At 60.0% G+C, this 15,042-nt stretch carries 13 protein-coding genes and 1 pseudogene; 7 read left to right on the forward strand and 7 right to left on the reverse strand.

Going from position 1 to position 15,042, the window contains the following annotated elements:
* Positions 1-31 precede the first annotated feature (31 nt).
* Positions 32-2,218: a DUF1631 domain-containing protein gene (locus ACP6KB_RS23440; protein ID WP_442109659.1), complete on the reverse strand. Its 2,187-nt coding sequence runs from the start codon at positions 2,216-2,218 to the stop codon at positions 32-34.
* A gap of 149 nt (positions 2,219-2,367) precedes the next feature.
* On the opposite strand from ACP6KB_RS23440, the gene nadC reads away from it, so the two are divergent.
* Entirely contained in the window at positions 2,368-3,216 is an 849-nt protein-coding gene (gene nadC, locus ACP6KB_RS23445) for a carboxylating nicotinate-nucleotide diphosphorylase (RefSeq protein ID WP_442109661.1), read from the forward strand.
* Between the two features lie 63 nt (positions 3,217-3,279).
* Here the strand turns inward: nadC and trxB are convergent, their stop codons facing one another.
* A complete protein-coding gene (gene trxB / locus ACP6KB_RS23450) occupies positions 3,280-4,236 on the reverse strand; it encodes a thioredoxin-disulfide reductase (RefSeq protein WP_442109662.1) in 957 nt (318 codons plus the stop codon).
* Between the two features lie 134 nt (positions 4,237-4,370).
* The gene (locus tag ACP6KB_RS23455; protein WP_442109664.1) at positions 4,371-4,970 is read right to left on the reverse strand and encodes a peroxiredoxin; all 600 of its coding nucleotides are present in this window, start codon (positions 4,968-4,970) and stop codon (positions 4,371-4,373) included.
* Between the two features lie 266 nt (positions 4,971-5,236).
* Here ACP6KB_RS23455 and cysZ point away from each other — a divergent pair, with 266 nt between their 5' ends.
* Positions 5,237-5,962 carry a sulfate transporter CysZ gene (gene cysZ / locus ACP6KB_RS23460; protein ID WP_442109666.1) on the forward strand — a complete coding sequence of 242 codons (726 nt, stop codon included), beginning with the start codon at positions 5,237-5,239 and terminating at the stop codon, positions 5,960-5,962.
* A 108-nt stretch (positions 5,963-6,070) separates the two neighbouring features.
* On the opposite strand, the gene ACP6KB_RS23465 is transcribed toward cysZ, so the two are convergent.
* Positions 6,071-7,387: a methyl-accepting chemotaxis protein gene (locus tag ACP6KB_RS23465; RefSeq protein ID WP_442109668.1), complete on the reverse strand. Its 1,317-nt coding sequence runs from the start codon at positions 7,385-7,387 to the stop codon at positions 6,071-6,073.
* A gap of 177 nt (positions 7,388-7,564) precedes the next feature.
* On the opposite strand from ACP6KB_RS23465, the gene ACP6KB_RS23470 reads away from it, so the two are divergent.
* On the forward strand, positions 7,565-8,782 hold the full coding sequence (locus tag ACP6KB_RS23470) for a glycosyltransferase family 4 protein (RefSeq protein WP_442109670.1): 1,218 nt from the start codon (positions 7,565-7,567) through the stop codon (positions 8,780-8,782).
* Here the strand turns inward: ACP6KB_RS23470 and ACP6KB_RS23475 are convergent.
* From ACP6KB_RS23475 to ACP6KB_RS23485, 3 genes are all read right to left on the reverse strand, one after another.
* Positions 8,751-9,854 (reverse strand): NADH:flavin oxidoreductase, encoded by a 1,104-nt coding sequence (locus ACP6KB_RS23475; RefSeq protein WP_442109672.1) that lies wholly within the window; start codon positions 9,852-9,854, stop codon positions 8,751-8,753. The two genes, ACP6KB_RS23470 and ACP6KB_RS23475, sit on opposite strands and share 32 nt — an antisense overlap.
* Before the next feature lie 150 nt (positions 9,855-10,004).
* A complete protein-coding gene (locus tag ACP6KB_RS23480) occupies positions 10,005-10,487 on the reverse strand; it encodes a glutathione peroxidase (RefSeq protein WP_442109674.1) in 483 nt (160 codons plus the stop codon).
* Between the two features lie 154 nt (positions 10,488-10,641).
* A complete protein-coding gene (locus ACP6KB_RS23485; RefSeq protein WP_128322723.1) occupies positions 10,642-11,127 on the reverse strand; it encodes an FKBP-type peptidyl-prolyl cis-trans isomerase in 486 nt (161 codons plus the stop codon).
* Between ACP6KB_RS23485 and ACP6KB_RS23490 the strand changes: the two are divergent.
* The 4 genes and pseudogenes from ACP6KB_RS23490 to ACP6KB_RS23505 all read left to right on the forward strand — a co-directional run.
* A pseudogene (locus tag ACP6KB_RS23490) lies at positions 11,096-11,212 on the forward strand (DUF3565 domain-containing protein); the annotation flags it as partial. The gene ACP6KB_RS23485 and the pseudogene ACP6KB_RS23490 overlap by 32 nt on opposite strands.
* 171 nt (positions 11,213-11,383) lie before the next feature.
* The gene (pta, locus tag ACP6KB_RS23495) at positions 11,384-13,480 is read left to right on the forward strand and encodes a phosphate acetyltransferase (RefSeq protein ID WP_442109677.1); all 2,097 of its coding nucleotides are present in this window, start codon (positions 11,384-11,386) and stop codon (positions 13,478-13,480) included.
* Positions 13,481-13,482: 2 nt separating this feature from the next.
* Complete coding sequence (locus ACP6KB_RS23500) at positions 13,483-14,385, forward strand: acyltransferase (protein ID WP_442109679.1); 903 nt, start codon at positions 13,483-13,485, stop codon at positions 14,383-14,385.
* A gap of 58 nt (positions 14,386-14,443) precedes the next feature.
* Positions 14,444-15,022 (forward strand): hypothetical protein, encoded by a 579-nt coding sequence (locus ACP6KB_RS23505; RefSeq protein WP_442109681.1) that lies wholly within the window; start codon positions 14,444-14,446, stop codon positions 15,020-15,022.
* Positions 15,023-15,042 lie beyond the last annotated feature (20 nt).

Here is a 15,042-nt window from a genome sequence, read left to right on the forward strand (position 1 = left end):
TGAGCGGATGCATCGTAAAACGTGTAGCACGCTAGCGTGCCTGGTGGCGGCGCAACTGACTGACCACTGACTCCAGCGCCCGGTCGAAAAGCAAGGTGTCGTCGAGCAGGCGCGCATTGCCACGGCGCAAGGCAACCGCCAGTGCCATGGGTGAAAACTCACGCGCCTTGAGGCCGGTGCGGTTGGCGAAAATCAAGGTGTCGGTGCTGTCGATCCGGGCAATCAGTTTGCAGCGCAGCCCCTCACCCTCTTCGATCAGCTCCAACCAGTTGCCGATACGCAGGCGCTGCACTTGCAGTACCGCCGGATCATCATCTGCCAGACGCACCGGGCTCTGGACCGGCGCCGGATGCTCTGGACAGGCCAGAACGATTTCGTCGAGCACCAACACCCGCTCGGACTCCTCCGGGACCGCCTCGAAGCTGGCGTAGCGGCTGTCGAACGCCTGAACGTGCAAGGCTTCCAACTGGGCAAAGAATTCACGGGTGGCAAACGGATCGAACGCAGCGCTGGCCAAACCATCGCGCAAAGCCTTGAGCAGACCGGGTACCACCTCCAGCAGGCGTCGCAATGCCTGCGGTTGGCTGTGCAGTTCGACACTCCAGATCAGCTCATCCATGGTTTCCAGCCCCTGCAGCCAAGCGGGCGAGGTGTCCCCATGTTTAAGACAAGCGAGCAACAGCGTCTGGCTCCAGGCCTCTTCGATCAAGCGCACCACAAATTTGGGTAATGTCTTGCCCAGCAGGCGACGGTTGATTTCCTGTTCCACCCGCTGACGCGCAAGTTGGGCCCGGGCGCGGCCCTCTTCAGCATCGCGGGTACGTTGCTCCAGCAGTTCATTGCGTCGGCGCTCATCACTGTTGAAGGCAAGAAACTCGGCCAGCAATTCGGAAAAAATCGCCGGATCATCGTCAAAGTCGTTGAGCAGACGTTGCACGATCTTTTCCACCCGCACATACAGCGCATCGCGCTGACAATCGTCATTGGCGCCCCAGCCCATGGCGGCGGTAGCCATCTCATTGAGCAAGCGCCGCGCCGGATGGTTGCCGCGGCTGAAGAAGCTTTTATCCAGTACCGCGACTTTGAGCATCGGAATCTGCATGCGCCCGATCAAGGTGCGTAACGACTGCGGCAGGTTGTGATCGCCCAGAATGAAGTCGAAGAGCATGGCGATCAGGTTGATTACATCCTCATCAACGCCCTCGACTTTGCGGTAGGTGCCGCTCTTCATGCTAACCCGAGTCAGTAATTGCTCAAGCTGCTGATGCAGGTCGAAGTCGTCAACCTCGCCACCAAGCGGTACGTAGTGTTGCAGGTGGGAGAGCAGGCGCAACAGGTCGTGAGTACTGATCGGCTGCGTCGGATTGCACGCTTCGACCCGTGGCGCGACCCGCCCGCGCACCCTCGACAGCAGCGTCTGCAGCGAGGTGAACACCGCCTGTTCATTGGCATCGAGCTCAGCCTGCGGCGCCCCGCCCTGGCCGTGGCGGGCGCATTGCGGTGAACGTTCAACCGGGTGCACCGAAACACGCCGCGCCGGCACTGCCTTGAGCTGCGGCAACACACCGGTGGCGACCAATAGTTGATTGGCTTCCGCGTATAACTGATCGGCATCCTGCAGAACATAGCGCTCGAACAATTGCAGGATAATCAGCTTGACCTTGACGCCAACCCCCAGGGTGCGCCCGGCCTGAAGGAAGTACTCGCAGAGCATGGCCGGCCCCAACGGATTGCCCAAGTCATCCAGCGCCTGACTGGTCAACGCCGAAAAGCGCAAGGTCAACTGGTTAAGCGCGAGGCCATCTCGGGTCAGGGCGCGATCGACCATGACCTCCAGGGCCGCAGTGCGCTCCAGCGCCTCTTTACTTTCCGGTGCAGGCGTTGCGTAGCCCCCGGTAATCGTGGGGGCGTTCTGGCCGAGGCGCGCGAACGCCTCATAGAAGCGATCGAGGAAGCCGCGCTCGATGTTCATGCGTTTGTGGCGCAAATCGCGCATCGCTTCGAACAGGGCGTTCTGTGCGCTGTTGCTGGCGGCCTTGTCGGCCATTTCGAACAGGGTATCGTCAGCATTGTCGAACAGCGCCTGCAGGCCTTGGCGCAGTTGCAATGCGGCTTTGTCGCGAACTTGCAGGAGCACTACCGGTAGACGAGCAAGAGGCGCGTTGAACGCCTGATCGATGGTTGCCTTGATCGGCACCACCTTCCCGTCATTGTGCATCCCGAACTCCTTGCAGGGTAATCTTGAAACTGAGCGGCAGATCGTCAAAGCCATGACGTCAAATACAAGTCGCATTATCTGGCAAAATCAAGACACTCGCCAGCACAGGCTGCCCTATAATCGCGAGCACTTAGCTTGTGGAGCCCGCCATGCCGAATTTACGCCTCGCCAACCTGACCGCTGAAATCGAAGCCAACGTGCGCCGTGCGTTGCTGGAAGACATCGGCAGTGGCGACATCACCGCCCAGTTGATCCCGGCCGAGCGCCTGGCCAAGGCCACCATCATTACCCGTGATGACTGCGTGATCGCCGGCAGCGCCTGGGTCGACGCCGTGTTTCGCCAGCTCGATCCGCGCGTGGCAGTGCACTGGCAAGTAAAGGATGGTGATCGGGTGAAGGCCAACCAGCCGTTGTTCCACCTCGAAGGTCCGGCCCGTTCGCTGCTGACAGGCGAGCGCAGCGCGCTGAACTTCCTGCAGATGCTCTCCGGTGTGGCTACCCGTGCGCAGTTCCTCGCCGACCTGGTCGCCGACACCCAGGTGAAACTGCTCGACACCCGCAAAACCTTGCCCGGCCTGCGCCTGGCACAGAAGTACGCGGTGACCTGTGGCGGCTGCCACAACCACCGCATCGGGCTGTTCGACGCCTTCCTGATCAAGGAAAACCACATTGCCGCCAGCGGCGGTATTGCCCAGGCCATCAACGCCGCGCACAAAATCGCCCCGGGTAAACCGGTGGAGGTTGAAGTGGAAAGCCTGGATGAACTCAAACAAGCGCTGGATGCCGGTGCCGACATCATCATGCTCGACGAGTTGAGCCTGGATGACATGCGTGAGGCCGTGCGCCTGAACGCTGGCAAAGCCAAGCTTGAAGCCAGTGGGGGTGTCAATGAAAGCACCCTGCGGGTGATTGCCGACACTGGCGTGGACTACATCTCTATTGGTGCCATGACCAAGGATGTGAAGGCGGTGGATCTGTCTATGCGTCTGAGCCTGTAAAGCATCGCGGGGCAAGCCCGCCCCCACAGGAGAGGGCTTGCCCCGCGATCAGTTCCAGCAGAATCAGGCGTTCTGCAGGCCGTCCAGGTAACGCTCTACGTCCAGTGCCGCCATGCAACCCGCACCGGCCGAAGTAATGGCCTGACGGTAAACGTGGTCGGCCACGTCACCTGCGGCAAACACACCTTCAACGTTGGTGGCGGTAGCGTTGCCGTCACGGCCGCCGTTGACCACCAGGTAGCCGTCCTTGAGGGTCAGCTGGCCTTCGAACAGCGAAGTGTTCGGGGTGTGGCCGATTGCGATAAACACGCCGTCAACCTTGATCTCATCGAAGCTGCCGTCGTTGTTCTTCAGACGCGCACCGGTGACACCCATGTCGTCACCCAGCACTTCGTCCAGAGTGGCGTTGAGTTTCAGCTCGATCTTGCCTTCGGCAACGCGGGCGTTGAGCTTGTCGATCAGGATCTTCTCGGCGCGGAAGGTCTCACGGCGGTGAACCAGGGTGACCTTGCTGGCGATGTTGGCCAAGTACAGCGCTTCTTCAACAGCCGTGTTGCCACCACCCACTACGGCCACTGGCTTGTTGCGGTAGAAGAAACCATCGCAAGTTGCGCAGGCGGAAACGCCCTTGCCCATGAACGACTCTTCCGAAGGCAGACCCAGGTAGCGAGCGCTGGCACCGGTAGCGATGATCAGGGCGTCGCAGGTGTAAGTGGCGCTGTCGCCCTTGAGGGTGAATGGCTTGCTGGCCAGATCAACGGCGTTGATATGGTCGAAAACCACCTCAGTTTCGAAGCGCTCAGCGTGTTCTTGCATACGCTGCATCAGTGCCGGGCCGGTCAGGCCGTGGGCGTCGCCCGGCCAGTTGTCGACTTCGGTGGTGGTGGTCAGCTGGCCACCCGCCTGCATGCCGGTAATCAGCAGCGGCTTGAGGTTAGCGCGGGCGGCGTAGACTGCAGCGCTGTAACCGGCAGGGCCGGAACCCAGGATGATCACTCGCGAATGACGTACTTCAGACATGTCACACTCCTGTCGGGCTGGCACTGACTGGCCAGGCCGTATTGCCGGGATCGCCGGCTGGAATAAAAAAGAACCTGCGAAGCACTTGGGGAAGGCTTTGAGCCGCAGGTTCTGAAAACCGTTAAACCGCAGCCTTACAGGCTGGCAGCGTTCTCTGCCAGGTAGTCGGCAACGCCCTTGGCATCGGCCTTCATACCTTTCTGGCCTTTACGCCAGCCAGCCGGGCAGACTTCACCGTGCTGTTCAGTGAACTGCAGGGCCTCTACCAGACGGATCATTTCGTCAACTTCACGGCCCAGCGGCAGGTTGTTGACGACCTGGTGCTGAACCACACCTTGCTGATCGATCAGGAACGAAGCGCGCAGGGCAACGCCGTCTTCGTGCTCAATGCCGTAGGCACGGGTGATTTCGTGTTTGACGTCGGCAACCATGGTGAACTCGACCTCACCGATCCCGCCCTTCTCGACCGGCGTGCTGCGCCAGGCGTGGTGAGTGAATTGCGAGTCGATGGAAACACCAACCACTTCCACACCCAGCTCACGGAATTTGTCCATGCGGTTGTTGTGGGCAATGATTTCCGACGGGCAGACAAAGGTGAAGTCCAGCGGCCAGAAGAACAACACGACATATTTGCCGCGCAGGGAGGAAAGCTTGAAGCTGTCGACGATCGAACCGTCGCCCAGCACCGCCGCCGCATCAAAATCAGGGGCTTGCTTGTTGACCAGAATGCTCATGGAAACTCCTTGAAGATTAGAATTCGAAGGCGTTGAAAAGATGTGCGCACTTTAGCGAGGCCGCAGAGATTAAGGAAATATCCTTAGACAATCCACCTTATAGGCCCGCTCTATTCATCAGTAAGGGCTGCAGCTGTTTGTCTATGAGGCCCGCTTCGCCAGAGTGACGAGCTTTTGTTACAGCCCGTTTCCCAGATTGCGACGTGCTTTCGTCAACCGCTCAAACTCGGTAAGGTCAGCGCGTTTGCCTTTACCCGGAGCCTTCTATGCAAGCCCCTGTCCTCTCTGGCCCTCAGTACCTGCGTGAAGGACTGAAACTGGTCCTGAGCCCGAGCCTGCGCCTGTTCGTCTTACTGCCACTGGCAGTCAACCTGCTGCTGTTCGTCGGCCTGATCTACTTTGCTGGCCATCAGTTCAGCCTCTGGGTCGATACCTTGATGCCCAGCCTGCCGAGCTGGCTGAGTTTCCTCAATTACCTGCTGTGGCCATTGTTTGTCGCCTTGGTGGCCTTGATGGTGTTCTTCACCTTCACCATGCTGGCCAACATCATTGCTGCGCCGTTCAATGGCTTTCTTGCGGAAAAGGTCGAAGTGGTGGTGCGCGGCACCGATGACTTCCCCGCTTTCAGCTGGGGTGAACTGGCCGCCATGGTGCCACGCACCCTGGGCCGCGAAGCGCGCAAGCTGGGCTATTTTCTGCCACGGGCACTGGCGCTGTTCATCCTGTCGCTGATTCCGGTGGTGAACATCGTTGCCGCACCGTTGTGGCTGCTGTTCGGTATCTGGATGATGGCCATCCAATACATCGACTACCCGGCCGATAACCACAAGATGAGCTGGCAGGACATGCTTGCCTGGCTGCGCGAAAAGCGCTGGCAGAGCCTGGGTTTTGGCGGCATCACCTACCTGGCGTTGATGATTCCGTTCGTCAACATCCTGATGATGCCGGCCGCCGTGGCGGGTGCCACGCTGTTCTGGGTGCGCGAGCGCTAACCTGCGCGCCCTGTGGGAGCGGGCTTGCCCCGCGAAGCGATGTGGCTGGCACACCGCAATCGCGGGGCAAGCCCGCTCCCACAACAAGCCCGCTCCTACAGGCGGTGATTAGTTACTTAGCTGGTTGGAAAACTGCCCCACCGCATTCACCACTTTCATTGCCCCTTCCTGGATCTCGACAATCACCGTGCCGGTCTCTCCGGCCAGGGTCAGGCCTTGCTCAGCCTGGCGTTTGCTGCTGTCGATGATGTCCACCGCGGCCTTGGCCAGTTGCTCGTTCTGCTGCACCACCCGGGCAATTTCTTCAGTGGCACTGCTGGTGCGCGACGCCAGTTGCCGTACTTCGTCGGCCACCACGGCAAAGCCGCGGCCCTGTTCGCCAGCACGGGCGGCTTCAATGGCGGCGTTGAGCGCCAGCAAGTTGGTTTGCCCGGCAATGTCGCTGATGGTTTTGATGATCGAACCAATCACCTGAGACTGTTTGTCCAGTGCCTGAATGCCATCGGCAGCCTGTTGCATGTACGACTCCAGGCCGCGCATTACTTCAACGGTCTGGGTCACCACATCGGTAGCCTTGCGCGCGCTGGTATCGGTCTCCACCGAGGTGCTGTAGGCAATATCGGCTGCTTCAGCGACGGCCATTTCCTGATTGACCTGATCCGTGATCACGGTGGCAAATTTGACCACTTTGTAGAGCACGTCATGGGCATCAATGATCGGGTTGTAAGAAGCCTCCAGCCAAACGACGCGGCCATGCGCATCCACACGTTTGAAGCGCTCGGCAATGAACTCGCCACGGCGCAACCTGTCCCAGAACGCCTGGTAGGCAGTGGAGTTGGCCTCTTCCGGTTCACAGAACATACGGTGGTGTTTGCCGACCACCTGTTCCAGGCGATAGCCCATGGTCTGCAGGAAGCGATCATTGGCGGTCAGAACCTCACCTTGCAGGTTGAATTCGATCACCGCCGTAGAGCGCATCAGCGCCTTGATCAGGCTTTCATGCTCACGCGAAGACTCGATGGTGCGGGTAAGGTCGCTGGAGTGCAGGGTGAAATACTTCAAGCGCCCTTCGCCGCTCTTCACCGGCTGCAGAATCGAGCGCAACCAGGCCTCCTGACCGTTGCCACGCAGCAGGCGGAAGGCACCGTTGAGGTGTTCGCCACGGGTGATGGCGGTTTTCATCCGCTGGTAGAAATCCAGCTGCTTGACGTGAGCCGGTACGATTTCTTCGATGTTGCGTCCGATCAATTGATGACTGCTGTACAGCATCTCTTTCTCGAAATTGCTGTTAACCGATTCGATTCGCCCTTGAGGATCGAGCTGCAACACCAGCATCTCGCTATCAAGGCTGCTTTTGACCTGCTCCATCGACAGCAGCTCTTCGCGCAGCTGGAGGTTTTCTTTTTTCAGTTTGCTGTTGAACATCAACGCTCTCCTGGAGCGAAATCGGTCATTCGAATGTCTCTGCATCGGCTGAATACCGGGCATTCTTGAGCACTTTCCTGGGATTTTTTTCCAGCCGGAAACGCCGAAAATCGGGCGTCATGAATTAGTCACAATTACGTCACAGCAGCGCAATTTTGGCCGCTGAAACTGGTGGCCATGAGCGCACCCTCCCTACACATCACCCTCATCAGCGAAACCTATCCGCCCGAGATCAACGGCGTGGCCAATACCCTGTGGCACCTGAGCGAAGGTCTGCGCCTGCGCGGCCATCAGGTCGAGTTGGTACGCCCACGCCAGGCGAGTGACCCTCTGACGGACGACGACCAGCCGCGCCTGCTCTGTCACGGCTGGCCGCTGCCCGGCTATCCGGGTTTGCAGTGGGGGCAGGTTTCGATGCACAAGCTGATGCGGCGCTGGCGTCGGCAGCGCCCGGATGTGCTGTACATTGCCACCGAAGGGCCATTGGGGCTGAGCGCTTTACGTGCGGCACGTCGGCTGGGAATCGCCGTGGTCAGCGGCTTTCACACCAACTTCCATCAATACTCCAACGAGTATGGCCTGGGGTTGCTGAGCCGATTGCTGACCCATTACCTGCGCTGGTTTCATCGGCGCACACACACCACGCTGGTGCCCAGTGTCAGCCAACGCCTGGAGCTGGAACGCCGTGGCTTCGACAACCTGACGCTCACCGCCCGTGGCGTTGACAGCCAACTGTTCAATCCCGGCAGGCGCAGCCAGGCCCTGCGAGAACAATGGGGACTGGGCAATGATGATATCGCCCTGATCTATGTCGGACGCCTGGCGCCGGAGAAGAACCTTGGCTTGCTAAAGCGCTGCCTGCACGCAGCGCAGCAGAGTTATCCACAGCGGCATATCAAATTGATTGTGGTCGGTGACGGGCCACAGCGCAGTGCCCTGCAAAAACAATTACCCGATGCCCTGTTCTGCGGCGCTCAGCGCGATGAAACGCTGGCAGAACACTATGCCTCGGGCGACATCTTTCTGTTTCCCAGCCTCACTGAAACCTTTGGCAATGTAGTGCTCGAAGCCTTGGCCTCAGGCCTGGCGGTGGTGGCCTACGATCAAGCCGCTGCTGCCCAGCATATTCGACACGGCCATAGCGGCGCGCTGGCCATGCCCGGTGATGAAGATGCCTTCATTGATGCCTGCAACTGGTTGCTGGAAGACGCCGAAGCGTTGCGCAGGGTGCGCTTGAACGCCCGCTGCCATGCCAGCCGGCAAGGCTGGCCGAGCATCATCGAGCAGTTTGAAGGCCACTTGCGCGATGCCTGCCAGCCAGGCCGAAGCGCCCCGGCGCTCCAGCCTGCGGCAACCCTGGCGATCAAACCAGAGTCGTCAACGCCTCGCGGCTGAAGGGCAGAATGTCCTGTTCGCGACCATCGCGCACCTTGGCTGCCCAATCGGCATCGACCAACAACGCCCGCCCCACCGCCACCAGGTCGAACTCATCGTTGTTCAAGCGCGTCAGCAGGTTTTCCAGGCTGGCCGGTTGCGCCACTTTGTCGGTGGCAACCATGAACTGCAGGAACTCGCCGTCCAGGCCCACGCTGCCCACAGTGATGGTCGGTTTGCCGGTGAGCTGGCGCGTCCAGCCGGCCAGGTTCAACTCAGAGCCTTCGAACTCCGGCTCCCAGAAGCGTCGGGTAGAACAGTGGAAGATATCCACACCAGCGTCTGCCAGCGGCTGCAGAAACGCGCCCAGCGCATCGGCACTTTCAACCAGGCGAGCGCTGTAGTCCTGCTGTTTCCACTGCGAGAAACGGAAAATGATCGGGAAGTCCGGGCCCACCGCTGCGCGCACGGCCTGGATCAGCTCAATGGCAAACCGCGAGCGCCCGGCCAGGTCACCACCGTATTCATCGGTACGCTGATTGCTGGCCGCCCAGAAGAACTGGTCGATCAAGTAACCGTGGGCGCCGTGAATTTCCACGCCGTCCATGCCAATGCGTTGCGCATCGCGTGCGGCCTGGGCAAAAGCCTCGATCACTTCGCCAATATCCTCGCGGCTCATGCCTTGGACCACCAACTGACCGTCCTTGACCTTCTCGCTTGGGCCGTAGCCCGGCACGCTGGCGTCTGGCTCGGTACCGAGGCGGCGCACACTGCCCACATGCCAGAGTTGCGGAACGATGCGACCGCCTTCGGCGTGCACGGCATCGACGACCTTTTTCCAGCCCGCCAGCGCGTCTTCACCATGGAAACGCGGCACATTCGGGTAGCCGTTGGCCGCTTTGTGATCGACTGTGGTGCCTTCCGTAATGATCAACCCGACACCGGCGGCAGCACGGCGGCGGTAATATTCGACCACTTTGCCATGCGGCACGCCGCCCGGGCAGAAAGTACGGGTCATGGGTGCCATGACCACGCGGCTCGGCAGCTCAAGGGTGCCCAGTTGAACAGGGGTGAACAGTGCGGTGGCAGACATGCGGCGCTCCAGAGAAGTAGGAATGCGCCTGAGGATAGGGTGAGCCGTCAGTGTGGCCCAGTACTATTGATTTGAGTGATTTAACAGCATCGCGGGGCAAGCCCGCTCCCACCAACCCCGTAGGAGCGGGCTTGCCCCGCGATCAGCGCATCAGGCCAGAGCCTTCTCGATCGCCTGCACCACGGTCGAATCATCCGGCGCAGTGCGTGGCGAGAAGCGCGCCAGCACCCGGCCATCTTTGCCAACCAGGAATTTTTCGAAGTTCCAGGTGATGTCCCCAGGGAACTCGGCACCTTCACCGGCCAGCAAACGGTAGAGCTGATGACGCTCGGTGCCGTTGACTTCCAGCTTGCTGCTCAACGGGAACGTCACACCGTAATTCACACTGCAAAACTGCTTGATTTCATCGTCAGTGCCTGGCTCTTGCCCGGCAAACTGGTTGCACGGCAAACCCAGCACACTGAAGCCTTTGCCTTTGTACTGCTGATACAGGTTTTCCAATGCTGCGTATTGCGGGGTCAGGCCACACTTGGAGGCGACATTGACCACCAGCACTACCTGGCCCTTGAACGGCGCCAGAGGCAACTCCTGGCCATTCAGCGCCTGCAACTTCAGGTCGTGAAATGCACTCATGACGTACTCCCTCTCCAGATCCCGGTTGCCGCTGCGGGCTGCAATCAGTAGCACCAGCCCATTAAAAAAGCGCCCTGCCAAGCCGTCTTCTCCTGCAGGAGAGAGACAAACTTGCCCGGACGCCTTCGCGACTCTCTGAGCTTAGCGCAGAAAATCAGTGGTGATGGCCACCTTCGCCATGGACGTGGCCATGAGCCACTTCTTCTTCGCTGGCGTCACGAATGTTGACGACTTTGACTTTGAAGTTCAGGCGCTGACCGGCCAGTGGGTGGTTGCCGTCGACAGTCACGTCGTCGCCGTCCAGATCACGGATGGTCACGATCTGCATTTGACCGTCTGGCGCGGAAGCGTGGAACTGCATACCGACTTCCAGTTGGTCGACGCCTTCGAACATGCTGCGGTTCAGGGTGCTGACCAGTTCAGCCAGGTATTCGCCGTAGGCGTCTTCCGGCTCGATGGCGACTTCCAGCTCGTCACCGGCAGCTTTGCCTTCCAGGGCTTTTTCCAGGCCTGGAATGATGTTGCCTGCGCCATGCAGGTAAACCAGCGGAGCGCCGCCGGCGGAGCTGTCGATGACCTCACCAGCGTCGTTGGTCAGGGTATAGTCGATGGAGACAGCCTTGTTGGCGGCGATCAGCATGGGGCGAGACCTTTTGCATAAGAATGTAGAACCAACAAGTGTAACCAACGCATCGCCTGAAAGCGAACGCAACCCGGACAAACGGAAATGCTCATGTCCCGGTGGGAGCGGGCTTGCCCTGCGATTGCGGTGTGTCAGTTCGATCGCTATCGCGGGGCAAGCCCGCTCCTACAGCACCCCCACCTATCAGTTGGGTGCCGATAGCGATACCCTTGGCAATTGATTCTTTTTGCACAGCTCACCTCGAGAAGCTCGCATGCAGACATTTTTCATTGCGCCGACCGACTTTGGTGTCGGCCTCACCTCTATTAGCCTGGGCCTGGTCCGCACCCTTGAACGTGCCGGGCTGAAAGTCGGCTTTTTCAAGCCAATTGCCCAGCCGCATCCCGGCGACACCGGCCCCGAGCGCTCCACCGAACTGGTGGCCCGCACCCACGGGCTGAAACCACCGCAGCCGCTGAGCCTGGCCCATGTCGAGCGGATGCTGGGCGATGGTCAACTGGACGAGTTGCTGGAAGAAATCATCACCCTGTACCAACAAGCCTGCATCGGCAAGGACGTGGTGGTGGTTGAGGGCATGGTCCCGACCCGTCACGCCAGTTATGCCGCCAGGGTCAACCTGCACCTGGCCAAAAGCCTGGATGCCGAAGTGATTCTGGTGTCGGCACCGGAAAACGAAGTGCTTACCGAGCTCTCGGGCCGGGTCGAGTTGCAAGCACAACTGTTTGGCGGGCCAAAAGACCCTAAAGTGCTCGGCGTCATCCTCAACAAGGTGCGCACCGATGAGAGCATGAGTGTGTTCGCCGAACGCCTCAAGGAACACTCGCCGCTCCTGCGCGGCGATGACTTCCGCCTGTTGGGCTGCATTCCCTACCAGGCCGACCTCAACGCCCCGCGCACCCGCGATGTTGCCGAACTGCTGGGTGCCCAGGTGCTCAACGCCGGTGACTATGAACAACGGCGGATGAACAAAATCATCATCTGCGCCCGCACCGTGGCCAACACCGTGCCGTTGCTCAAGCCCGGAACACTGGTGGTCACCCCGGGCGATCGCGACGACATCATTCTTGCCGTGAGCCTGGCCGCGATCAACGGTGTGCCCCTGGCGGGGCTGCTGCTAACCAGCGACAGCAAACCCGACCCGCGCATTCTCGAACTGTGTCAGGGCGCCCTGCTGGCCGGCCTACCAATCCTCTCGGTCAGCACCGGCTCTTACGACACCGCCAATCAGCTCAACCAGTTGAACAAGGAAATTCCGGTCGATGACCGCGAGCGCGCGGAAATCATCACTGATTTCGTTGCCAGCTACCTCGACGCTGACTGGCTGCACCAGCGCTGCGGTACGCCGCGCGAGCTGCGCCTGTCGCCAGCAGTGTTCCGCTATCAGTTGATCCAGCGCGCTCAACAGGCCAACAAACGCATCGTGCTGCCAGAAGGCGCCGAACCGATGACCGTGCAGGCCGCGGCTATCTGCCAGGCGCGTGGAATCGCTCGCTGTGTACTGCTGGCCAAGCCCGACGATGTTCAGGCCGTGGCCCGGGCCCAAGGCATCAGCTTGCCCGACGGCCTGGAGATTCTTGACCCCGACCTGATTCGCCAGCGCTACGTCGAACCCATGGTCAGCCTGCGCAAGAGCAAGAGCCTGAATGCGCCGATGGCCGAGCAGCAACTGGAAGACCCGGTGGTGATCGGCACCATGATGCTGGCCCTGGATGAGGTCGATGGCCTGGTGTCCGGCCTGGTCCACTCCACCGCCAACACCATCCGCCCGGCCTTGCAGTTGATCAAGACCGCACCGGGCTGCAGCCTGGTGTCTTCGGTGTTCTTCATGCTATTTCCCGAGCAGGTGCTGGTGTACGGCGACTGCGTGATGAACCCGCACCCCAGCGCCAACGAACTGGCCGAAATTGCCTTGCAAAGCGCCGACTCTGCCGAAGCCTTCGGCATCACCCCACGGGTTGCCATGATCAGCTACTCCAGCGGTGATTCGGCCAGTGGTGAAGAGGTGGAGAAAGTCCGCGAAGCCACCCTGCTGGCGCAGGAAACCCAGCGCAGCCTGCAGATCGACGGGCCATTGCAGTACGACACCGCCGCCAACCTGGAGATTGCCCGGGAACTGGCGCCCAACAGCCAGGTCGCAGGCCGCGCCACTGTGTTCGTGTTCCCCGACCTGAACACCGGCAACACCACCCACAAGGCGGTGCAGCGCAGCGCCGATTGCGTCAGCCTCGGGCCGATGCTCCAGGGCTTGCGCAAACCGGTCAATGACCTGCCACGCGGCGCCCAGGTCGATGACATCGTCTACACCATTGCCCTGACCGCGATTCAGGCCAACCGCTCATTGGATAGTTGAACATGCTCGGATTTCTACCCGCGCCACTGCGCGGGGTCATTGCCTCGCTGCTACTGGGGCTGAACACCATCGTTTGCTGCACCCCGTTGTTCATCGTCAGCCTGTTCAAGTTGTGCCTGCCGTTTGCGCCAGCACAACGGCTGACCGACGAGTTGATGCGCCATATTCATGAAACCTGGATCAGCAACAACAATGCCTGGATCAACCTGCTGGGCAAGGCCCGCTGGCAGGTTGAAGGCCTGAGCGGCCTGGATTACCAGCACAGCTACCTGATCACCAGCAACCACCAGAGCTGGGTCGACATTCTGGTGCTGCAGTACGTGCTGAACCGGCGTATTCGCCCGCTGAAATTCTTCCTCAAGCAGGTCTTGATCTGGGTGCCGGTGATCGGCCTGGCCTGGTGGGCCTTGGGCTTCCCGTTCATGAAGCGCTATTCCAAAGCGTATCTGGCCAAGCACCCGGAGAAGGCCGGCAAAGACCTGGAAACTACCCGTCGCACCTGCGCAAAATTCCGCGGCAAGCCTACGGCCATTTTCAACTTTGCCGAGGGCACCCGCTTCACGCCTGAAAAACATCGCCAGCAGCAGTCGCCCTATCAGCACCTGCTCAAGCCCAAAGCCGGTGGCATCGCCTTTGTACTGGATGCCATGGGTGAGCAATTGCAGTCGATCATCAACGTCACCCTGCACTACCCTGCCGGTGCGCCGGGGTTCTGGGACTTACTGTGCGGGCGGGTGAAGCACATCGTCGTGCATATTGAAGAACTGCCGATTCCGCAGGCGTTTCTCGGCCGCAACTATGACCAGGATGAGGCCTATCGCCTGGCCTTTCAGCAATGGATCAACCAGCTGTGGCAAGACAAAGACGCCCTGCTGACTCAGCTGCGACAAAACAACCGCGTGTGAGTCTGTCAGGAGCATCTATGCTTTTGGCTTCATCAGCCCTCACACGGAAAGTAAGCCTATGAAACCGTTGCGCACCCTGACCCACGCTGTCGCGCTTGCCACCCTCATGACTGCCGCGAGTTTTTCGGTGCAGGCAGACGATGTACTGATCGACGCCGTTGCTAGTGAGAAAATCGTCGACACCAAGGTACTGGCCGTCGATGTGGATAAACGCCTGGTAACGGTCGCCGGCCCCAACGACAGCCAGGTGCCGATCCAGCTGAGTGAAAACGCCAAAGACCTGCATAACCTCAAGGTGGGTGATCTGGTTAACATCAAGGTCAATCGCTCGGTCGCGACTGTGCTGGACACCAAGGTTGGCGGTGAGCCAGGGGTGAGCAAAGAAGCTGGTGTGATTCGCGCCACCAAAGACAACCCCAACCCTGGTGGCGAAGCGTTCCGTCAGGTCAAAGTCACCTCGAAGATCACCAAGATCGACCTGAAAGAACACGAAGTCACCCTGCTGCCGCCTGATGGCCCGCAGAAAGTGGTGAAGGTTGAAGATCCGGAACTGCAGTCGCGGATGAAAAACCTCAAGGTCGGTCAGACCGTCGACATGGTGTTTACCGATGTGCTGAAGATCACCACCAAACACTGAGTTTGACCTTCCCTGGTAGG

Source organism: Pseudomonas sp. NUPR-001 (assembly GCF_052147955.1).
Lineage (GTDB): Bacteria > Pseudomonadota > Gammaproteobacteria > Pseudomonadales > Pseudomonadaceae > Aquipseudomonas.